This is a genomic window from Kitasatospora sp. NPDC088742, assembly GCF_055584905.1.
Genome location: NZ_JBVJLD010000043.1, coordinates 16,114 through 35,111 on the forward strand (window position 1 = coordinate 16,114; position 18,998 = coordinate 35,111).

Sequence of the window (18,998 nt, forward strand, 5' to 3'; positions counted from 1 at the left end):
GCAACTGGCTCGCACGCCCCGATCCAGCGCTGGTCCGCCTTCCGTACTCGCGCAGTTCCTCGCGCCCCTGAGCCCCGCTTCCGCAGTGTCCTAAACTCGGGGAATTGTGACTGCCACCGCCCCCGCACCCCAGAGCTCCCCGTCCGCGCGCCTGTCGGCCGCCCCGGCCGGCTACCCCGCGCCGATGTACCCGCACCGGGCCACCGAGGAGCAGCACCGCGAACACCGCATCCGCAGCTTCCAGCCCCGCCGGGGCCGGATGACCCCCGCGCAGGCGGGGGCGCTGGACCGCGGGTGGGAGCGGTACGGGCTGGCGATCGACGGGACTCCGCTGGACCTGCCGGAGCTGTTCGGCGAGCTGCCGGTCACCCTGGAGATCGGCTTCGGCATGGGCGAGACCACCGCCGCGATGGCCGCCGCCGACCCGGGGACGGGCATCCTGGCGGCCGACGTGCACACCCCGGGCCACGGGAACCTGCTGCAGCTGCTGGAGCGCAACGGTTCGCAGAACGTCCGCCTGGCCGCCGGCGACGCGGTGATCCTGCTGCGCGACATGCTGCCGGACGCCTCGCTGGCCGGTCTGCGGGTGTACTTCGCCGACCCGTGGCCGAAGCCGAAGCACCACAAGCGCCGGCTGGTGCAGCAGTCCTTCCTGGAGCTGGTGCTGCCGCGGCTGGCGCCGGGCGCGCTGGTGCACTGCGCCACCGACTGGGAGCCGTACGCCGAGCAGATGCTGGCCGTGCTGTCGGCCTCGCCCGAGCTGGAGAACCTGCACCCGGAGGGTGACGGGGCCGGTTGGCTGGAGCCGGAGGAGCACCCGGCGGGTTCGGTGCCGGGTTACGCGCCGCGGCCGGAGTGGCGGCCGGTGACCAAGTTCGAGCGGGCCGGGATCACCAAGGGCCACGTGGTGCACGACCTGCTGTTCCGACGCCGCTGACGCCGTTGCCCCGAGGCACCTGACGCCGTATCACAGCACTCCGCGTCAGGTGCCCGATTTGCCCGGAGCCCTCCCCTGGCGGTGGGTGGTTCCCCTACCCTGTGCCGGGTGAGCAGTCCGCCCAGTGGCGGCCCGCCCCGGCCCGCGGCTCCGGCCGGGGGCAGCGCCGCCACCGCCGATCCGCTCCCGCCCACCGCCGGCTCCCCGACGATCCCGGGGCCCCGGGTGCGGCGGGCCGGCCGCCTGCTGCCCTGGCACCCGTACGTGCGGGCCGAGCAGCTGCTGCGCCGGGCCCGGGCGCTGCGCTATCCGGCGCTCTCCTCGGCCCTGGCGGCGTTCGCGCTGGCCGGGTGCGGGGTGCTGATCCTGCAGCTGGTGCACCGGCAGACCGGGACCACCGGGCTGCTGGTGGGGATGGGGCTGGCGCTGCTGCCGCTGCCCTTCGTGCTGGGGGCGCTGGCCTGGCTGAACCAGACCGCCCGGGTGCCGCTGCGGCACACCCTGTTCTGCCTGGCCTGGGGCGCCTGCGCGGCGACCACGGTGGCGATCCTGGCCAACGGCTGGGCCGGGGACTTCCTGATCGCCCGTCAGGGCAGCGTCCGGGGCGAGACCCTGCTGGCCGACGTGGCCACTCCGCTGATCGAGGAGGCGGCCAAGGGCGCGGCGCTGGCGATGCTGCTGCTGCCGGTCCGCAGGCGGCTGCGCTGCCACGTCGAGCGGACCTGCGCGGTGCTGGCCCGGCGGACCCAGCTGCCCGCCCGCCGGGTGGCCAAGGTGGCCCGGGTGCTGCGCCCGTACCGCCGGCCGGAGTTCCGGCCCCGGGTGCGGCCGGCGTACTTCCGCCGTCCGGTGCGGACCCCGGCGCGGCGGCGGGCCCGGTCCAGTCCGCGCACGCTGGCCGCCGGGGTGGTGCTGGGCGGGGTGACGGCCTGCGGCTTCGCCTTCACCGAGAACGCGCTCTACCTGGGCCGGGCCTTCACCGACGACCAGCAGGACCGGCTGGACAGCATCGGCCTGGGCGCCGAGCCGAGCCTGCGGGACTTCGACTCCACCGTGCACACCTTCGTGCTGCGTGGCCTGCTCTCCCCCTTCGCCCACCCGCTGTTCACCGCGCTGACCGGCCTGGGCATCGCCGTCGCCCTGACCACCGGCCGCCGCTGGGTGGCCCGGCTGGCCGCCCCGACGGGGCTGCTGTGCTCGATGTCCCTGCACGGCGCCTGGAACGCGGCGGCCGGCGAGGGCATCCGGGGCTTCCTGCTCGTCTACGGGCTGCTGATGGTGCCCTGCTTCGCCGCGCTGGTCTGCTTCTCCCTGTGGGCCCGCACCAGAGCCCGGGCCGCCCGGCACCGGGAGCTCCAGGCCGCCGCCGCCGGATAACCGATTTTGCTTCTGCGCAGCTCTCACGTACTGTTTGGTTTACCGACGCGGGGTGGAGCAGCTCGGTAGCTCGCTGGGCTCATAACCCAGAGGTCGCAGGTTCAAATCCTGTCCCCGCTACTCAGTAGCAACGAAGGGCCCGATGGAGATCATCCATCGGGCCCTTCGTCGTTCCGCGGAAAACCCGTTGTGCGCCCCGGCGCCTCCTGCCTACAGTGGCGGCACACTGAAGGGAGGTGATCCTGAGTTGAGTTCTTTCAGGATGCGTGAGGTGGCTGCTCGCTAGAGCCGCCCCTGCCTGCGCAGGACCCGAGGGCGTACGACCTCCGGCGGCAGGCGAATTCCAAGCAGTCACCCGGCCCGTGGGCTCACCGGTACATCCCCGGTGCCTCACCGGCCCGCCCCGGCAGGGGCGGCCGGCGAGGAGCAGCCCACGGGCCGTCTGCGTGCCCGCTCCGACCCGAGGTGACGGAGGTCGTGCACGCCCTGCCCGGCGGGTGACCGGTCCGCTACAGTCGCAGCGACTTCGGGAGGGGTGGGCGCGGTGGACCTGCGACAGGACGGCGTGGCGAAGGTCGGGATGGGGTCCGTGGTCGGGGCCGGGCTGCTCGGGCTGGTGCTCTACGCCTCGACCTCGACGGACTGGGCCGGGGCGCTCGGCGGCGGGCTGGTGGTGGCCGCGGCCTTCTCGGTGGCGGGGGCCGGGGTGGGCTTCCTGTTCGGCATCCCCAGGCTGCTGACCAGCGGGGCGGCGTCCAGGCCGGACGACATGAGCGCCACCTCCACCGGCAGCTACTCGCCCAACACCAATCTGGAGCAGGTCTCCGACTGGCTCACCAAGATCCTGCTGGGCGCCGGGCTGACCCAGATCGGCTCCCTGCCCGGCCTGCTCCGCGAACTCGGCCACGCGCTGGCCCCGGTGGTCGGCAACGGCCCCGGCGCCGCGGCCTTCGCGGCGGCGCTGACGGTCTACTTCACCGTGATCGGCTTCCTCTCCGGCTGGCTGCTGACCCGGCTCCGGCTGGCCAAGGCCCTGTCCACCGCCGACCGGCAGACCCTGGACGACTCGGTCCGGCAGACCCGGGCCCGGGCGCACGAGCTGAACTTCACCAGCGCCGAGGTGGAGAAGCTCTTCGCCACCCAGACCGAGGGCCTCCAGGTGCAGGCACTGGCCCTGCTCCAGGGCGACCCGGACCCGGAGAACTACCACCTGATCCTGCGGGCGGTGAGCAGCGAGCTGCCGCCGTTCGTGCTGCTCCAGGCGCTGTTGGCGGCCAAGGCGGCGGTGGAGCACGGCGGGCTGGCGCCGGAGCAGCGGCGGGAGCTGCGGTTCGCGGTGGAGAACAAGATGCGCAACGACCGGGCGGTGCCGCCGGATTCGCGGCGGCGGGTGGTGGCTGGGCAGATCCTGAAGCTGCTCACGGCGGAGGCGGTGACGCCGGTGACGCCAGAGGTGCTGGACGCGGTGGTGCCGGCGGTGCTGGCGGAGCCGGTCCTCCCGGCGGCGCCCCCGGTGCCGGGGCCGGTGCCGGTCCAGGCGAAGGGCGGCGAGGACGTGGCGGGCGCTACGAACGGGCCGAGCGTCGGCGGTGGTCAGCCCGCCGGAGGATGAGCAGCCGGCGGGTGCGGCCGTCCCCGGGGCGGGGGAAGCGGCGCACCTCGGAGCCGACCTGGTGCTCGCCGAGGCGGGCCCGCAGGGCCGGCAGGTGCGGGCACGGGCGGGCGGTGCCGTCGTGCAGCGGGAAGACGCGGACCTCGCCGTCCGGGGCGGTGACCCGGACCAGTTCCAGCAGGGCCGTCAACTGCCGCTCGGGCGGGAAGAGTTCGGGGTAGGCGAAGAGCAGGTAGGAGCTCAGGCTGAGGGCGAAGCTGCCGTCCGCGAAGGGGAGGCGGGGCAGGGCGGCGGCCACGTAGCGCTCGGGGTGGGCGGCGCGGTCGGCGGTGAAGAGCGCGTGGGCGCGGTCCCAGCTGCGCAGGTAACGGTCCGTCGGGCGGGCCCGGGCCGAGGGGTGGATCCCCGGGACGAGGGCCATCCGGGTCCGGGCGGCCCGGGCCAGCGCGGTCAGTTCGGACGGGGCGGCGGTGTAGACGGGGTCGGCGGCGACCACGGTGACGCCGAGGGTACGGGCCTCCGCGGTGAGGCCGGCCGTGCCGCCGGGGCAGTCCAGGACCGGGCCGCGGAGGGCGGCCAGACCGGCGCGGGTGAGGTCGAAGAGGCCGCAGTACTCGTCGAGGGGGCGGGAGGTGACCAGGGTGCTCACCCGATCATCGGAGCACGGCGGGCATGGGGGTGCTCGGCAGCGCGTGCAACTGGGTCATCTGCCCCGGTCTTGCGGTGTGGAGCCTTCCGATTCGCGCCCGCGCGGCGGAGCCGCAGATCAGCAGAGCCTCGCGCCCCTGGGGCGTCTGAGGCAATCAGCGGCACAGGGCCCGGATGGCGAGGCGGTTGACGTTGGTGAGGCCCCGGGTCAGCAGCGGGGTGAGGAAGACGAAGGCCAGGCCGAGGAAGGAGACGCCGAGGATCTGCCAGTTGGAGGTCAGGTAGTACTCGTGGTGGACGCCGGCGTCGGTGGTGAAGTCGTAGAGGCGGTAGCCGGGCCAGTCGGTGTAGCGGGCGAAGACCCACTGGTAGGCGGGGAAGGCGGCGAGCACCCAGCCGACGGTGAGGGTGACCACCGGGAGCACGAAGGCGAGGATCGACCAGGGCAGCATCAGGACCTGGTAGAGCGCGGCGCGCCAGCCGAGGCCGTCGGCCAGGTGGGCGGTGACGGCGCCCCAGAAGCCGGGGCGGCGCCGCTGGACCGGCGCGGGGTCGCCGACCTCGGTGCCGAGCAGGGTGCGGGCGCGGTGGCGCTCCAGCGCGGCGAAGCCGCGGCCGCCGGTGGTGAGGGCGGCCAGCACCGGGAGGCCGAGGACGGTGACCACGAGGCCGAGGCCGGCCGAGAAGAGGGCCACGGTGAAGGCGAAGCCGAGGACCGCGAGCGGGAGGGCGGTGAGCAGGAAGCCCAGTTCGCGGTAGGGGGCGGCGGTGAACGGCGCCCGCCAGAAGCCGGGGTGGGCCGCGCTGTCCGTCCGGCTCTCGTACTGCGCCGCGTAGTGGTGGGTCTGACTGGTCATCACCGGCTCCTGGTCCGCTTGCTGCCGCTCCTGGCTCACGCTCCTACGGTCGCAGCGCGGGGCGGGCCGGCGGAATGAGGCGGGCCGGTGGGTGGGGGGTGGGGTTCTCCCTACCCCCCACGGGCCCGGGCGGTGACGGGGCCGGTGCCGCGGCTTCCCGACGGTCCGTCACCGGATACCGTACGAGGGTGAACCACGAGGACCTCCTGCTCAGCCCCCGCACCCGCGCCGACGACCTGCTGGACTGGGCCGCCGAACAGGGGCGGCACCCCGTGCCGGAGGCCGCGCTGCGCACCGTGCTCGTCCTGCTGGAGCTCGGCGACGGCCGGATGCACGACGGCTTCCCGGAGCTGACCTCCGCGGTGCTGGAGCAGCTGCTGTACGAACGGCTCTACCTGTACGTCCAGCCGGAGTCCGAGCCGGAGGCGTACGGCAGGGCGGTGGAGCTGCTGATCGACCATCAGCGGGCGACCAAGCGGCTGAACGCCAAGCGGCAGGAGAAGCTGCACGCGGAGGCGGAGTGGCAGGGCGAGCTGCTCTGCGGGCTGCTGCGCCAGCCGCACCTGGTGACCTGGCCCCGGCTGTACGCACTGCTGCTGCGGGCGGACGGGGTGGACACGGCGGACGAGGCGGCGGTGCGGGCCTGGCTGGACGGGTTCCGGGAGCTGACGCGGGAGCAGCGGGCCGAGGCGTACGGGGCGTTGGCCGGGCTGGACGAGGTCGGCTCGGACGGCGGCTGGGGTCCGACCCGGGTGATCTCGGTCGGGATGGCCACCGACGGGGCGCGGATGCTGCTGGAGAACCGGCTGATGCAGCGCTCCTACCGGAACCTGGCGGGGCTGAACGCGCTCGGGCTGCCGATGCCGGAGGAGCTCTCGGGGGACTTCGACGCCTTCGAGGCGACGGTGGCCGAGGAGGCGCTGCGGCTGTGCGGCGAGTGGACGGTGCCGGGGCTGGCGGCGCTGCTGGTGCACGAGTACCCGGACCTGGCGCCGGAGCCCGGGCACGAGGAGATCGAGGAGTACCTGACGGCCCAGGGGTACCAGGACGAGGAGTGACGGGACCCGGACCCGCCGCCGGGTGGGCGGCGGGTCCGACGGTGCGTCAGGGGTTGAGGCCGTGGCCGTTCAGCCAGGTCAGCGGGTCGACCGGGGTGGCGCCGGCGGGGCGGACCTCCAGGTGGAGGTGCGGGCCGGTGACGTTGCCGGTGGCGCCGACCTTGCCGAGCTCGGTGCCGGGGGCGACCTGGCCGGAGGCGACGGTGATCGAGGAGAGGTGGCAGTACCAGAGCTCGGTGCCGTCGGGCAGGCTCTGGATCACCCGGTAGCCGTAGGCGCCGGACCAGCCGGCCGAGCTGACGGTGCCTCCGGTGACGGCGACCACGGGGGTGCCGGTGGCGGCGGCGAAGTCCAGGCCGGTGTGCAGGTGGGACCAGTAGGAGCCGGACTGGCCGTAGTGCGCGGTGAGCTGGTAGCCGCTGGTGGGGAGGGTGAAGTCGCCGGCCTGCGCGGCCTCTGCCGCCTGCGCGGTCCTCGCGGCGGCGGCCTCGGCGGCGGCGAGCTCCTGGGCCTGGGCGGTGCGCTTGGCCTCGGCCTCCTGGGCGGCGGCCAGCCGGGCGGTCTCCTCGGCGGTGGTGCGCTGGCCGTCGGCCTGCTGCTGGATGCGGGCGGCGAGGGCCAGCCCGGGGTCGGCGGAGAGCGGGCGCTCCTCGGCGGTGCGGTCCTCGGCCGGCTGGTCGGCGGCGGCGACGGCCGGCGGAGCGGCGGGGACGGCGGCGGCCGGGGCGGCCGCGGCGAAGCCGGTGGCGCCGAGCGTGGCGGCCATCGCGGTGACGCCGAGCAGCGGGCCGGAGGAGCGGGCCTGACGGGGCATCCGGTGCCGGGCCGCGTCCTGCGGAAGCGGGTGGTCGAGCAGCTGGGTGGTGCCGTTACCGTCGTGCCTGGGGTGTGCCTGGGTGTGCGTCGACGCCACGGAGGCGCGCTCCTTTCCTTCCTTCGCGCCTACCGGGTTAGCTGACGGGTTCGGAGCAGGAAGGTCTCCTACGACCGGGTGGGGCCCGGCCGATTCACCCCAAGGAACGTGGTTCCCCGGCTCCCTGGACCTCCCCGTGGGGAGGGCCGTGGGATTAGGCGACGGCGCACGGTGCCGTTCGGGTACGGCGTTGCCGACCGCGCTGCGTTATCAAACGTTAATCCTAGGAGCCCATGATTCCAAGCGGCTTGAGTGGTGCAGTCCATCTCTTTCTGACGCGCCGTGAACCAGGGCCGCCGGGCCGGGTACTCAGCCCCTCGCACGGGCCCGGATTGAGCACCCGTACTCAGGTGGGCCACAAGGGAGTTGGCCATCCTGGGCACATGACCGCAGCCACCCAGCCCCGGACCACCAACGCCTACTACGCCCAGGCCGTGCTCTCCTTCGCGCTGGCCACCGCCGCCCTCGCCCTCGGGGTCCTCTACCTGCCGGTGAACGCCTGGATGCGGGCATTCCTCGCGGTCGGCCTGCTCTGGGAGATCACCTCGGCGTTCACCCTCGCCAAGGTGATCCGGGACCGCCAGGAGGAGGGGGAGATCACCACCCGGGTCGACCAGGCCCGGCTGGAGAAGCTCCTCGCCGAGCACGACCCGTTCCGGGTGGACGCCCCCTGACCCTCCTGCGCCCTTCCTGACCGGCCGTCAGCCCTTGGCGCGCTTGGCGGCGAAGGTCTCGCCGCCCGAGGACCAGTTCTCGGCCGGGATCTCCTCGATCGCCACCCAGATGTTCTCCGGGCTCACGCCGGTGACCCGGGCGTAGGTCGCGGTGAGCTCGCGGGCGATCTCGGCCCGCTGCTCCTCGCTCCGGCCGGACAGCTGCTTGACGTTGATGAACGGCATGACGTCCCTTCCGCGTTCGGACTTCTCCGCTCCGCACGCTAGCACCGCCGCACCCCTTGACGGCTAAGGCTATTAGCCTTAGCTTTGAAGCATGACGACGCAGACGCACCCCGAGACCCGGTACCTCGACCTCCCCGGCGGCCGGCTGGCCTACGACGACTCCCCCGGCACCGGCCTGCCGGTGGTCCTGCTCCCCGGCATGCTCGACTCCCGCACCGTCTACCGGTACCTGCGCCCGCTGCTGGCCGAGGCCGGCCACCGGGTGATCACCCTGGACCTGCGCGGCTTCGGCGAGTCCTCGATCGACTGGGACGACTACTCCCCCGCCGCCCTGGCCGGCGACGTGCTGGCCCTGCTCGACCACCTCTCCATCGAGCGCGCCGCCCTGGCCGGGAACTCCTACACCGGCGCCACCGTGGTCAAGGCCGCCGCCGAGGCCCCGGAGCGGATCGCCGGGATCGCCCTGATCGACGCCTTCGTGGAGAACCTGCCGCCGACCGCCGCCCAGCGCGCCCTGCTCAAGGTGCTCGGCCTGGCCCTGGTGCACGTCCCCGCCTTCTGGGGCCTCTACCTCGACAAGGCCCACCCGGGCGCCAAGCCCGCCGACTTCGCCGAGTACCGGGCCGCCGCGGTGGCCGCCCTGCGCACCCCCGGCCGCAAGAAGGCCACCCGGGGCTACGCCACCGGAGACTCCTCCCCCGAGGGCTGGACGGCCGGGGTGCGCTGCCCCGCGCTGGTGCTGATGGGCCGCCGGGACCCGGACTTCCCCGACCCGGAGGCGGTGGCCGACCGGCAGGCGGCCGCGCTGACGGCCCGTAAGGTGATGATCGACGGTGCCGGGCACTACCCAATGGCGGAGTACCCGCAGGCCACCGCCGACGCCCTGCTCCCCTTCCTGCGTGAGGTCAGCTGATGCCCAGGGTCGGACTCACCCCCACCGGCGTGGTGGACCACGCCGTCGAGCTGATCGACGCTCAGGGCCCGGACACCCTCACCCTCGCCTCGGTCGCCGCCCGGGCCGGCGTCGCCACCCCCTCGCTCTACAAGCACGTCCCCGGCGGCCTGGCCGAGCTGCGCCGCCTGATCGCCGTCCGGGTCACCGAGGAGCTGGCCGAGCGGCTGGACGCCGCGGTCACCGGACTCGGCCGGGACGCGGCCGCCACCGCCCTGCTCCGCGCCTACCTGGACTACGCCGAGCAGTACCCGCGCCGGTACGCCGCACTCCCGCAGGCCCCGCTGGACGACCCCGAGCTGACCGCCGCCGCGGGCCGCCTGGTCGGCGTGATCCTCACCGTGCTGGACGGCTACGGACTGACCGGCGACGAGGCGGTGCACGCCGCCCGCGCAGTCCGTTCGACGGCGCACGGCTTCGCCTCGCTGACCGCCGCCGGGGCGTTCCGGCTGAGCGCGGAACTGACGGTGACTCGGGAGCGGTTGATCGGGGTAGTGGTCGAGGGGCTGCGGAACTGGCCGACGGCGGGTTAGATGTGCGTTCACAGGAACGGTATCCGTTCGGGTGGTTTTCGATACCGAACCGTCGCCGTGGCCGGGTGACACTGACAGCCTTCCGGTACGTACCCGTACCGACGCACCAGCCCGAAGGACGTGCGCATGACGCAGACCACGCCCGCCGCCCGGCCCGCCACCGGGCTGGTCCCCGCGCAGCGCACCCCGCTCACCGGCACCGGCCGCACCGCCGCCGCCCCCGCCGTCTCCACCGGGCGCCGCCTGCTGGCGATCGCGCTCGGCTTCCGCTCGCTGCGCAGCGTCCCGGCCCGTCGGCAGGAGTCGTACGGCGAGAGCGACGGCCAGTAGGCGCGGTAGGCGCGGTAGGCCCCTTGACGCAGGCTGACGGGTGCCTTACGGGGTTCCTGCCTAGAGTGGTCTGACGGAAGGTCAGCCACCGGCGGAGGTCAGGTGCCCGCAGTCACCACGATGGCCCGCCAGCTCACCGACCGGCTGCGCCGCGGCCCCGGCGGACGCTGGGCCAGCCAGCTCCTGGACGGGGACCCGTCCGCCGAGAAGGCCGCGCTCGGCCTGCTCTCGGTGCTCACCCTGCTGCTCGCCCTGCTGGCCATCGTCCTCCCCACCGGCTGCCCGCCGTCCGCCCTGGTGCTCCCGGTGATCCTCGGCGGCTTCCTGCTGCACACCCGCCGTCAGCTGACCCTGCTGGTGCCGGTGGTGGCCGGCCTGGCCGGCTGCTTCCTCTGGCGCGAACCGCTCGGCCTCACCCCCGGCTCCACCTGGGTGGTGATCGCCTCCGCGCTGACCGTGCTGCTGACCTCCCGTCACCGCAGCCGGCTCGGGCTGCGCGGCACCCGGGGCGACTCCATGCTGCTGGAGCTCTCCGAGCGGACCACCGCGCTCGGACGCCTCCCCGACCAGCTCCTGGACTGGCGCTTCCACCAGGCGCTGGCGCCGGTCTCCGGCACCTTCTTCTCCGGGGACTTCCTGCTCGCCTCGCACCGGCCGGAGCAGGACCTGCTGGAGGTGGTGCTCGTCGACGTCTCCGGCAAGGGCAGCCGGGCCGCCGCGCGGTCGATGCACCTCTCCGGGGCATTCGCGATGCTGCTCGGCTCGGTGCCGCCGGAGGACTTCCTGCCGACCGCCAACGACTACCTCTCCCGGCTGGACTGGGAGGAGGAGTTCGCCACCGCCGTCCACCTGGCCCTGCATCCCTCGCACGGCGGCTACCGCCTCTTCAACGCCGGCCACCCGCCCGCCGCCCACTACCACCGGACGGCGGGCGGCAGCTGGCTGCTCGCCACCGACGGCGGCCCGGCCCTGGGCATCCTGGCCGGCTCCCGCTACCCGCCCGTGCACGGCCAGCTGGACCACGGCGACTCACTGCTGCTCTACAGCGACGGCCTGGTCGAGGTCCCCGGTGAGGACATCGACGACGGCATCGCCCGGCTGCTCTCCACCGCGGCGCCCCTCCTCCGCAGCGCCACCGGCGACCCCGCCGCCACCCTCCTCACCGCAGTCGCCCCGGACGTCGCCGACGACCGCACCGTCGTGGTCGTCCACCGCCGCCTGGGCTAGTGCCGTGCCCGGCAGGGGCAGTCAGGGGCGCGGGGAACTGCGCGAGTTCGGAAGGCGGGCACGGCACTAGATCGGGGCATGCGAGCCAGTTGCACGCGCTGCCGTTCCCCCGCGCGCAGTTCCTCGCGCCCCTGACGGCCCTTGCGGGCCGCAGCCGCGTCCGTGCGCCGGAGCCGCCGAAATGGGGGGCGCGGAAATAGGATGGGCGCACTACCCCGCGTGCGGAAGGGCCGGAGTCTGCGATGGACCTGACCGAGCCGTGGCTCGCCTCCGAGGAAGGGGCGGCCCGTGCGCAGGGGCCGCGGACGGTGATGCGCTGCGTGCGGCTGCTGCTGCGCGCGCACGGCGCCGCCGAACTCCTCGGGACGATCCTCTCCGAGGGCCCCGGGTGGATCACCGGTGAGGGGTCGGCGCTGTACCTGACGGACGGCGACGGGATGCTGCGGCTGGCGGCCTCGCACGGTCTGCCGGAGTGGGCGCACGAGCGGTACGGCGTGGTGGACCCGGCCTCGGAGCTGCCCGCCGCGCTGGCGTTGAAGCGCCGCGAGCCGGTGCTGCTGAGCCCGGAGCAGACCAGTGCGGACTATCCGCGCACGCACGCCGGCCGGGGCACCGGGCTGGTCGCGCTGGCGGTACTGCCGCTGGTGGTGGACGGGGTGGCGATCGGTTCGCTGGCGCTGTCGCTGGCGCACCGGGGGACGGTGCCGCGCCGGGACGTGGACGTGCTGGAGACCCTCGCGGAGGCGGTCGCGCACCGGATCTCGCACCTGATCGACCACGTGCAGGCGGCCGACCACATACCGCCGGGGGTCCGGGCCGGAGCCGCGTCGGACGGGCGGCCGCTGCTGGCGCTGGCTGCGAGGGCGGCGGGGGCGGGCGCGTTCGAGCGGGACCTGGTGACCGGCGAGACCAACTGGGACGCCCGGGCGTACCGGCTGTTCGGGCTGGAGCCGCCGGCGGAGGCGGAGACCGCTCCGGCGCCGGACATCAACGGGCTGGTGCACCCCGAGGACCTGCCGGACCTCCAGGCGGCGATGGCGGAGGCGCTCTCCTCGGGCGGTCCGTACCGCTTCGCGTACCGGGTGGTGCGCGAGGGCGGAGAGGTCACCCACGTCCGGGAGGACGGCGAGGTGATGCTGGACGTGCACGGGCGGCCGGTGCGGGTGGCCGGGCTGTTGACGGACCGTCAGCGGGGCGGGGCGGCCGCGCCCGCGCAGCCGTACGGGCTGGATCCGGCGGGTGCGGCGGCACGTTCGGCGCTGCTGCTGGCGCTGACCAGGACGCTCTCCCGGGCGGTGACGGTGCGGGACGTGACCACGGCGATGACGGACATCGCCCGCCCGGCGCTGGGCGCTTCCGGGCTGGTGCTGGACCTGCTGGACGAGGGCCGCTTACTGCCGATCTCGCACGAGGTCTTCGGCGGCCCGTACCGGAGCGAGCTGAGCCGGCTGCACGACCTCTCGGCGGGGGTGATGCAGTCCTCGCTGACCCGGTCGGTGCCGCTGTTCAGCGAGCCGGGCGGGGTGCGGCGGGAGGGGCCGCTGACCCCGGCGGCCTGGGCGGTGCTGCCGCTGGTGGCCTCGGGGCGGCAGGTCGGGTCCTGTCTGATCACCTTCGCCACCGAGCGGGTGTTCAGCCGTGAGGACCGGACGATGTACTCGGCCTTCGCCGGGATCCTGGCGCAGTCGCTGGAGCGGGCCCGGCTGTACGACACCCACCACCACCGGGCGACCGAGCTGCAGCGGGCGATGCTGCCGCGCAGCCTGCCGGCGGTGCGCGGGGTGGTGACGGCGGCGCGGTACCTGCCGAGCACCGAGGGGATGCAGATCGGCGGGGACTGGTACGACCTGCTGCCGCTGCCGGACGGCCGGGTGGGTGTGGTGATCGGCGACGTGCAGGGGCACAACGCCGAGGCCACCGCGGTGATGGGCCAACTGCGCAGCGGGCTGCGGGCGTACGCGACCGACGGGCACGACCCGGCGGCGACGCTGGCCCGGACCAGCCGGCTGCTGGCCGAGCTGGACACCGACCTGTTCGCGACCTGCCTGTACCTGGTGCTGGATCCGGCCACCGGGGAGCTGAGCGGCGCGCGGGCCGGGCACACCTCGCCGGTGCTGGTGTCGGGGCACCGGGCGACCGAGCTGGAGCTGCCGGGCGGGCCGCCGCTGGGCGTGGAGCCGGGCGCGGCCTACCCGTTGACGACGGGTCGGGTCGGGGTGGGCGACACCCTGCTGGTGTACACGGACGGCCTGGTCGAGGACCGGGCGGAGGACTACGACCACTCGGTGAAGCGGATGCTGGGCGGGCTGGAGCTGTGGAGCCGGCGGACCGGCGGGCCGACCAGGGCCACCCCGCAGGCGGGTCTGGAGCGGATGGCGGACCTGCTCACCCTGAACGTGACCGAACGGCGGTCGCGGCCGGACGACGTGGCCCTGCTGCTCCTGCACCGGGTACCCGCACTCGACTGAAATTACCTGTGGGTACCGAAAATTGACGGTGTACCGCCGCCGACCTGCACGGATGTGTCGGAGCCGGTCGGCGGCGTCCCACCATCCGGTCGGATGAGATCACTGAACGTCAGATCCGTTCATCCATCCGTAGGATGACCACCCTAGAATTCGCCGCGTGACGATGACTCAGTGGATCGCGGCGGCCCTCGGAGCCGTCGCCGTCCTCGCCCTCCTGGCCGCCGCCCGGTACCGCGCGGTCGGCCGGACCCTGCGGTCCGCGCTCGACGGGCAGGAGCGTGAGAACGCCGAACTCCACGAGCGGGCACGGGTGGAGGCCGCCCGCCGGACCTCCGAGACGGCCGCCGTCCAGCGCGAGCAGGAGCTCAACGCCAACACCCAGCGCGCCTTCCTGAGCGTCGCCCGCCGCATCCTGGTGATGGCGCACGACCAGCAGGCCGGGCTGGACGAGATGGAACGCAACCACGACGACCCGGAGTTGCTGGAGGGCCTGCTGCGGGCCGACCACGCGGCGGCCCAACAGGCCCGGCTGGCCCAGACCCTGGCGGTGCTCTGCGGCGCCCGGGCCGGGCGGCACTGGCCGGAGCCGGTGGCCCTGGAGGACGTGGTGCGCGGCGCCCAGTCGCGGATCCTGCCGTTCCAGCGGGTGGTGGTGAGCAGCCGGATCGAGACCGCGGTGATCGGCGCGGCCGCCGAGGCGCTGATCCACGCGGTGGCCGAGCTGCTGGACAACGCGACCAGGTACTCGCCGCCCAGCACCCAGGTCTTCGTCACCCTGATGCCGGTGCACAACGGCGCCGTGATCGAGATCGACGACGGCGGGGTCGGGATGGCCGAGCAGGCCATCGAGAAGGCCGCCGCCGCGCTGGCCGGGGGCTCCACCCTGGAGCTCTCCCGGCTGGGCGAGGTACCGCAGTTGGGCCTGGCGGCGGTCGGCCGGCTGGCCGAGCAGTACGGCTTCCGGGTCACCCTCAGCTCGGCGCCCTCGCCGTACGGCGGGGTCCGGGTGGTGGTGCTGCTGCCGACGGCGCTGCTCACCGACCCGCTGCCCGCGCCCCTGCCGCACCAGACCAGGACCGTGGTGCCCGAGCCGGTGGAACCCCCGCCGGTCTCCGGCAGCAGCCTGCCGCGCCGCGCCAACCGGCGCGGCGACACCGCGCCCAGGACCGGCACCACCGGCGGCACCCCCGTGCCGTCGCGCTCCGCCCGGGAGGCCCGCGCCTTCATGTCGCTCTTCCAGGCGGGCACCGCCAGCGGCCGCTCGGCCGCCGGACGACAGCAGGACGGCTTCTCCCACTCCCCCGAACTTCCCCAGCGCCCCGGAGACTTCCATGACCCCCAATCCTGACCTCGGCTGGCTGCTCGCCGACATCGTCAACGTGCCCGAGGTCCAGCACGCCATCGTGGTGTCCAACGACGGCCTGGAGATCGGCCGCAGCGAGCGGATCCACCGTGACGACGCCGAGCGGCTGGCCGCCGCCTGCTCCGGCCTGCAGTCGCTGGCCCGGGGCGTGGCGCAGGGCTTCGGCGGTCCGCAGAGCGCGACCCGGCAGATCATCGTCGAGTACGGCGGCGGCTACCTGTTCGTGGTGGCGGCCGGGGCCGGGGCGCACCTCGCGGTGGTGACCGGCGAGGCGGTGGACGCCGGGCTGGTGGCGTACCAGATGCAGGTGCTGGTGGAGCGGATCGGGGCCCACCTGACCAGCCCGCCCCGGCTGGAGCAGGCGGCCGGGAGCACCCGGTGACCGCGGGCGGCGGGCCGGTCCGGCCGTACGTGATCACCGGCGGCCGGAGCAGGCCGAGCCGGAACACGCTGGCGCTGGAGAGCCTGGTCGCCGCCACCGGTGCCGGTCCCGCCCCCGGTCTGAACCGGGAGCAGCTGCGGATCCTGGCGCTCTGCCGGGAGCTGCTCTCGGTGGCCGAGATCGCCGCCCACCTGCGACTGCCGCTAGGCGTGGTCCGGGTGCTGATCGGCGACCTCTGGGACGCCGGAGCCGTCCACGTCCGTCCCCCCGTGCCGCAGGCCGACCTCCTGCCCACCACCCTCTTGGAGGAGGTGCTCGTTGGCCTCCGCCAACTCCGTTGAGCCACACCCGTCCTACCTTCCGGACACCGTCCAGGGAGCCGTGAAGATCCTGGTCACCGGCCCGTTCGGGGTCGGCAAGACCACGCTGGTCGGCTCGCTCAGCGAGATCGACCCGCTGCGCACCGAGGAGACCATGACCGCCGCCGGGGCGGACGTGGACGACCTGACGGGCCGTCCGGAGAAGACCACCACCACGGTGGCGCTGGACTTCGGCCGGATCACCCTCAACTCCCGGCTGGCGCTCTACCTGTTCGGCACCCCGGGCCAGCAGCGGTTCTGGCCGCTCTGGGAGGACCTCTCGCGCGGGGCGCTGGGCGCCATCGCGCTGGTGGACTCGCGCCGGATCGAGGAGAGCTTCGACGTGCTGGGGCAGCTGGAGGAGCAGCGGATCCCCTTCGCGGTGGCCGTCAACACCTTCCCGGACTCCCCGAGTTACCCCGAGGAGGAGCTCCGGGCGGCGCTCGACCTGCTGCCCGAGGTGCCGATCCTGCACTGCGACGCCCGGGACCGCCGGGCCTCCTACGACGTCCTGATCGACTTCGTGGACCACCTCCACTCGACCGCCGTTCTGGAGCTCCAGCCATGACCACCCCCAAGCCGGACGCGGCGGCCTCACCACCGCCCGGCTGTCCCGCACACCAGCAGGCCTCCCCCGTCACCGGTCTGTGGGGCGCCGCCGTCGCCGAGGACCCGCACGGTCTGTACGCCCGGCTGCGCGCGCAGTACGGCCCGGTGGCCCCGATCGAGCTGGAGCCGGGGGTGGAGGCCTGGCTGGTGCTCGGCTACCCCGAGCTGCTCGAACTCACCCGCAACGAGCAGCTGTTCTCCAAGGACTCGCGCCGCTGGCGGGTACCGGCCGAGGGCCGGCTGCGCTCCGACTCCCGGCTGCTGCCGATGACCTCGTGGCGGCCGACCCTGCTCAACCTGGACGGCGCCGAACACGCCCGGCTGCGCGCGGCGGTGGCCGACACGCTGGCCCAGGTGGACCACCGGCAGCTGCGGCACGCCACCGAGGCCGCCGCCGACACCCTGATCGACGGCTGGGGCCCGGACGGCACCGCCGACCTGATCGCCCAGTACGCCCGGCGGCTGCCGCTGATGGTCTTCACCCAGCTGATCGGCCTGCCGGCCGAGGCCGGGCCGCACATCGTCGAGCTGATCAGCCACTTCGTGGACAGCAGCGAGAAGTCGGTGCGGGCCAACGCCGAGTTCCAGGCGATCCTGCTGGACCTGGTCCGCGGCCGCCGGGAGGCCCCGGCCGCCGACCTGACCTCCTGGCTGCTGACGCACCCCGCCGGGCTCTCCGACGAGGAGGCGGTGCACCACCTGGTGGTGCTGATGGTGGCGGGCAACGAGACCACCATCAACTGGACCGGCAACACGCTGCGCCTGCTGCTCACCGACCGCCGGTTCCGGGCCACCCTGACCGGCGGCCGCCTCACCGTCTCGGACGCCCTGGAGGAGGTGCTCTGGCGGGACCCGCCGACCCAGAACTTCCCCGGCCGGTGGGCGACTTCGGACACCGTGCTGGGCGGCCAGTACATCTCGGCGGGCGACATGCTGGTGCTCGGCCTGGCCGCCGCCAACGCCGACCCGGCGGTGCAGCAGCCGGCCGGGGAGGGGCTCGGCGGCAACCGGGCCCACCTGGCCTGGGGCGCCGGCCGGCACGTCTGCCCGGCCCAGCACCCGGCCCGGATGATCGTGGAGACCGCCGTGGAGACCCTGCTCCACCGGCTGCCCGACCTCCAACTCGCCGTCCCCGCCCACGAACTGGCCTGGCGGCCGTCCCCCTGGTCGCGTGCCCTGGTCGCCCTGCCGGTGCTCTACAGCGCCTTCACTCCCCCGCGCACTCCCCCCGTCGAAAGGCCCGCATGGACTCCTCCCTCGCCCCCCGGCCCGTCCGCCTCGACCCCTTCGGCGCCGACCAGCACACCGAGAACGCCGGGCTCAGGGCGGCCGGGCCTGCGGTCCTGGTGGAACTCCCTGGCGGGGTGGTGGTCTGGGCGGTAAGCCACCACGACACCCTCCAGGCACTGCTGAACGACCCCCGGGTGGGCAAGAACCCGCAGCTGTGGACCACCTTCCGGGAGGGCCGGCTGCCCGAGGGCTGGCCGCTGATGAACTTCGTCACGGTGCCCGGCATGGTGACCGCCGACGGGGCGGACCACCGGCGGCTGCGCGGGCTGGTCACCCAGGCCTTCACCCCGCGCCGGATAGCCGAGCTGGCCCCGGCGATCGAGGCCCGGGCCGTCGTGCTGCTCGACGAAGTCGCCCTGCTGGAGGGCGACTTCGACCTGCGCGCGCACTTCGCCTACCCGCTGCCGATGCAGGTGATCGGCGAGCTGCTCGGCCTGCCGCCCAAGCAACAGGACGAGCTGCACGCGCTCTCCGACACCCTGGTCAGCAGCTCCGCCACCCCGGGTGCCGCGGTGGCCGCGCAGCAGGGCCTGTTCGCCCTGCTCGGCGGGCTGGCGGCGGCCAAGCGGGCCGAGCCGGGCGACGACCTGACCACCGACCTGATCGCCGCCCGGGAGGCCGACGACCGGCTGACCGAGCTGGAGCTGGTCGGCACCCTGCTGCTGATGCTGATCGCCGGGCACGAGACCACGCTCAACCTGATCACCAACGCGGTGCGGGCGCTGCTGGCCCACCCGGAGCAGCTGGCCGCGGTGCTGGACGGCACGTACACCTGGGCGGCGGTGGTCGAGGAGACCCTGCGCTACGACTCCCCGGTCGGGCAGTTCCCGCTGCGCTACGCCGCCGAGGACATCCAGGTCGGCGAGGTGACCATCCGTCAGGGCGAGGCGCTGCTGGCCTCGTACGCGGCGGCGGGCCGGGACTCCGGGCACTTCCCGGACGCGGACCGCTTCGACCTGGGCCGGGCCCCGGCCAAGCACCTCTCGCTCGGCCACGGCCCGCACTTCTGCCTGGGCGCCGGGCTGGCCCGGCTGGAGGCGGAGACCGCACTGCGGCTGCTCTTCACCCGCTTCCCCGGGCTGCGGCTCGCGGACGGCCCGGCCCCGGTGCCGATCGCCTCGTTCGTCAGCAACAGCGTGAAGACCCTGTTGGTCCGTCAGAGCTGATCGGGACCGCTCCCGGTA

General features: G+C 74.3%; 19 protein-coding genes, 1 tRNA gene and 1 riboswitch. Of the genes, 16 read left to right on the forward strand and 4 right to left on the reverse strand.

Annotated features, from left to right (window positions below; genetic code table 11):
* The first annotated feature begins 106 nt into the window (after nt 1-106).
* The 4 genes from trmB (at nt 107) to ACZ6ZR_RS28215 (ending at nt 3,926) form a co-directional block, all read left to right on the forward strand.
* Complete coding sequence (gene trmB, locus ACZ6ZR_RS28200; protein WP_465646961.1) at nt 107-937, forward strand: tRNA (guanosine(46)-N7)-methyltransferase TrmB; 831 nt, start codon at nt 107-109, stop codon at nt 935-937.
* Nucleotides 938-1,045: 108 nt separating this feature from the next.
* Nucleotides 1,046-2,314: a PrsW family intramembrane metalloprotease gene (locus tag ACZ6ZR_RS28205; RefSeq protein ID WP_465646963.1), complete on the forward strand. Its 1,269-nt coding sequence runs from the start codon at nt 1,046-1,048 to the stop codon at nt 2,312-2,314.
* A gap of 46 nt (nt 2,315-2,360) precedes the next feature.
* A tRNA-Met gene (locus ACZ6ZR_RS28210) sits at nt 2,361-2,434 on the forward strand.
* Between the two features lie 424 nt (nt 2,435-2,858).
* On the forward strand, nt 2,859-3,926 hold the full coding sequence (locus ACZ6ZR_RS28215) for a hypothetical protein (RefSeq protein ID WP_465646965.1): 1,068 nt from the start codon (nt 2,859-2,861) through the stop codon (nt 3,924-3,926).
* On the opposite strand, the gene ACZ6ZR_RS28220 is transcribed toward ACZ6ZR_RS28215, so the two are convergent.
* On the reverse strand, nt 3,880-4,575 hold the full coding sequence (locus tag ACZ6ZR_RS28220; RefSeq protein ID WP_465646967.1) for a class I SAM-dependent methyltransferase: 696 nt from the start codon (nt 4,573-4,575) through the stop codon (nt 3,880-3,882). The genes ACZ6ZR_RS28215 and ACZ6ZR_RS28220 overlap by 47 nt on opposite strands.
* A 154-nt stretch (nt 4,576-4,729) precedes the next feature.
* Complete coding sequence (locus ACZ6ZR_RS28225; protein ID WP_465646969.1) at nt 4,730-5,431, reverse strand: sensor domain-containing protein; 702 nt, start codon at nt 5,429-5,431, stop codon at nt 4,730-4,732.
* Between the two features lie 188 nt (nt 5,432-5,619).
* On the opposite strand from ACZ6ZR_RS28225, the gene ACZ6ZR_RS28230 reads away from it, so the two are divergent.
* Nucleotides 5,620-6,489, forward strand: coding sequence for a hypothetical protein (locus tag ACZ6ZR_RS28230; RefSeq protein WP_465646971.1), 870 nt, complete (start codon nt 5,620-5,622; stop codon nt 6,487-6,489).
* Nucleotides 6,490-6,535: 46 nt separating this feature from the next.
* Here the strand turns inward: ACZ6ZR_RS28230 and ACZ6ZR_RS28235 are convergent, their stop codons facing one another.
* Nucleotides 6,536-7,402: a M23 family metallopeptidase gene (locus tag ACZ6ZR_RS28235; protein ID WP_465646972.1), complete on the reverse strand. Its 867-nt coding sequence runs from the start codon at nt 7,400-7,402 to the stop codon at nt 6,536-6,538.
* Nucleotides 7,403-7,414: 12 nt separating this feature from the next.
* Nucleotides 7,415-7,573, reverse strand: a riboswitch (cyclic di-AMP (ydaO/yuaA leader).
* A 212-nt stretch (nt 7,574-7,785) separates the two neighbouring features.
* On the opposite strand from ACZ6ZR_RS28235, the gene ACZ6ZR_RS28240 reads away from it, so the two are divergent.
* Nucleotides 7,786-8,076: a YiaA/YiaB family inner membrane protein gene (locus tag ACZ6ZR_RS28240; RefSeq protein ID WP_345284396.1), complete on the forward strand. Its 291-nt coding sequence runs from the start codon at nt 7,786-7,788 to the stop codon at nt 8,074-8,076.
* Nucleotides 8,077-8,103: 27 nt separating this feature from the next.
* Here ACZ6ZR_RS28240 and ACZ6ZR_RS28245 read toward each other — a convergent pair whose 3' ends face one another.
* Complete coding sequence (locus ACZ6ZR_RS28245) at nt 8,104-8,301, reverse strand: tautomerase family protein (RefSeq protein ID WP_465646974.1); 198 nt, start codon at nt 8,299-8,301, stop codon at nt 8,104-8,106.
* Between the two features lie 91 nt (nt 8,302-8,392).
* Between ACZ6ZR_RS28245 and ACZ6ZR_RS28250 the strand changes: the two genes are divergently transcribed.
* The 10 genes from ACZ6ZR_RS28250 (at nt 8,393) to ACZ6ZR_RS28295 (ending at nt 18,980) form a co-directional block, all read left to right on the forward strand.
* The gene (locus ACZ6ZR_RS28250; protein WP_465646976.1) at nt 8,393-9,214 is read left to right on the forward strand and encodes an alpha/beta fold hydrolase; all 822 of its coding nucleotides are present in this window, start codon (nt 8,393-8,395) and stop codon (nt 9,212-9,214) included.
* Complete coding sequence (locus tag ACZ6ZR_RS28255) at nt 9,214-9,786, forward strand: TetR/AcrR family transcriptional regulator (protein WP_465646978.1); 573 nt, start codon at nt 9,214-9,216, stop codon at nt 9,784-9,786. Before ACZ6ZR_RS28250 ends, ACZ6ZR_RS28255 begins: the two co-directional genes overlap by 1 nt.
* Nucleotides 9,787-9,912: 126 nt before the next feature.
* Nucleotides 9,913-10,116 carry a hypothetical protein gene (locus tag ACZ6ZR_RS28260; protein ID WP_465646980.1) on the forward strand — a complete coding sequence of 68 codons (204 nt, stop codon included), beginning with the start codon at nt 9,913-9,915 and terminating at the stop codon, nt 10,114-10,116.
* 102 nt (nt 10,117-10,218) lie between these two features.
* On the forward strand, nt 10,219-11,343 hold the full coding sequence (locus tag ACZ6ZR_RS28265; RefSeq protein ID WP_465646982.1) for a PP2C family protein-serine/threonine phosphatase: 1,125 nt from the start codon (nt 10,219-10,221) through the stop codon (nt 11,341-11,343).
* 242 nt (nt 11,344-11,585) lie between these two features.
* The gene (locus ACZ6ZR_RS28270; protein WP_465646984.1) at nt 11,586-13,811 is read left to right on the forward strand and encodes a SpoIIE family protein phosphatase; all 2,226 of its coding nucleotides are present in this window, start codon (nt 11,586-11,588) and stop codon (nt 13,809-13,811) included.
* Nucleotides 13,812-13,974: 163 nt separating this feature from the next.
* Nucleotides 13,975-15,159, forward strand: coding sequence for a sensor histidine kinase (locus ACZ6ZR_RS28275; protein ID WP_465647075.1), 1,185 nt, complete (start codon nt 13,975-13,977; stop codon nt 15,157-15,159).
* On the forward strand, nt 15,143-15,556 hold the full coding sequence (locus ACZ6ZR_RS28280) for a roadblock/LC7 domain-containing protein (RefSeq protein ID WP_465646986.1): 414 nt from the start codon (nt 15,143-15,145) through the stop codon (nt 15,554-15,556). Before ACZ6ZR_RS28275 ends, ACZ6ZR_RS28280 begins: the two co-directional genes overlap by 17 nt.
* Nucleotides 15,553-15,897, forward strand: coding sequence for a DUF742 domain-containing protein (locus tag ACZ6ZR_RS28285; protein ID WP_465646988.1), 345 nt, complete (start codon nt 15,553-15,555; stop codon nt 15,895-15,897). The genes ACZ6ZR_RS28280 and ACZ6ZR_RS28285 overlap by 4 nt, the downstream gene beginning before the upstream one ends.
* A complete protein-coding gene (locus tag ACZ6ZR_RS28290) occupies nt 15,875-16,483 on the forward strand; it encodes a GTP-binding protein (RefSeq protein WP_465646990.1) in 609 nt (202 codons plus the stop codon). The genes ACZ6ZR_RS28285 and ACZ6ZR_RS28290 overlap by 23 nt, the downstream gene beginning before the upstream one ends.
* Before the next feature lie 1,285 nt (nt 16,484-17,768).
* Nucleotides 17,769-18,980, forward strand: coding sequence for a cytochrome P450 family protein (locus tag ACZ6ZR_RS28295; protein WP_465646992.1), 1,212 nt, complete (start codon nt 17,769-17,771; stop codon nt 18,978-18,980).
* Nucleotides 18,981-18,998: the final 18 nt, after the last annotated feature.

Bases quoted from the DNA above. Each gene is read 5' to 3' on its own strand.
- ACZ6ZR_RS28225 (WP_465646969.1), bottom strand. From the start codon at position 5,431: ATGACCAGTCAGACCCACCACTACGCGGCGCAGTACGAGAGCCGGACG.
- ACZ6ZR_RS28240 (WP_345284396.1), top strand. From the start codon at position 7,786: ATGACCGCAGCCACCCAGCCCCGGACCACCAACGCCTACTACGCCCAG.
- ACZ6ZR_RS28245 (WP_465646974.1), bottom strand. From the start codon at position 8,301: ATGCCGTTCATCAACGTCAAGCAGCTGTCCGGCCGGAGCGAGGAGCAG.
- ACZ6ZR_RS28250 (WP_465646976.1), top strand. From the start codon at position 8,393: ATGACGACGCAGACGCACCCCGAGACCCGGTACCTCGACCTCCCCGGC.
- ACZ6ZR_RS28255 (WP_465646978.1), top strand. From the start codon at position 9,214: ATGCCCAGGGTCGGACTCACCCCCACCGGCGTGGTGGACCACGCCGTC.
- ACZ6ZR_RS28260 (WP_465646980.1), top strand. From the start codon at position 9,913: ATGACGCAGACCACGCCCGCCGCCCGGCCCGCCACCGGGCTGGTCCCC.
- ACZ6ZR_RS28270 (WP_465646984.1), top strand. From the start codon at position 11,586: ATGGACCTGACCGAGCCGTGGCTCGCCTCCGAGGAAGGGGCGGCCCGT.
- ACZ6ZR_RS28275 (WP_465647075.1), top strand. From the start codon at position 13,975: ATGACTCAGTGGATCGCGGCGGCCCTCGGAGCCGTCGCCGTCCTCGCC.
- ACZ6ZR_RS28280 (WP_465646986.1), top strand. From the start codon at position 15,143: ATGACCCCCAATCCTGACCTCGGCTGGCTGCTCGCCGACATCGTCAAC.
- ACZ6ZR_RS28295 (WP_465646992.1), top strand. From the start codon at position 17,769: ATGGACTCCTCCCTCGCCCCCCGGCCCGTCCGCCTCGACCCCTTCGGC.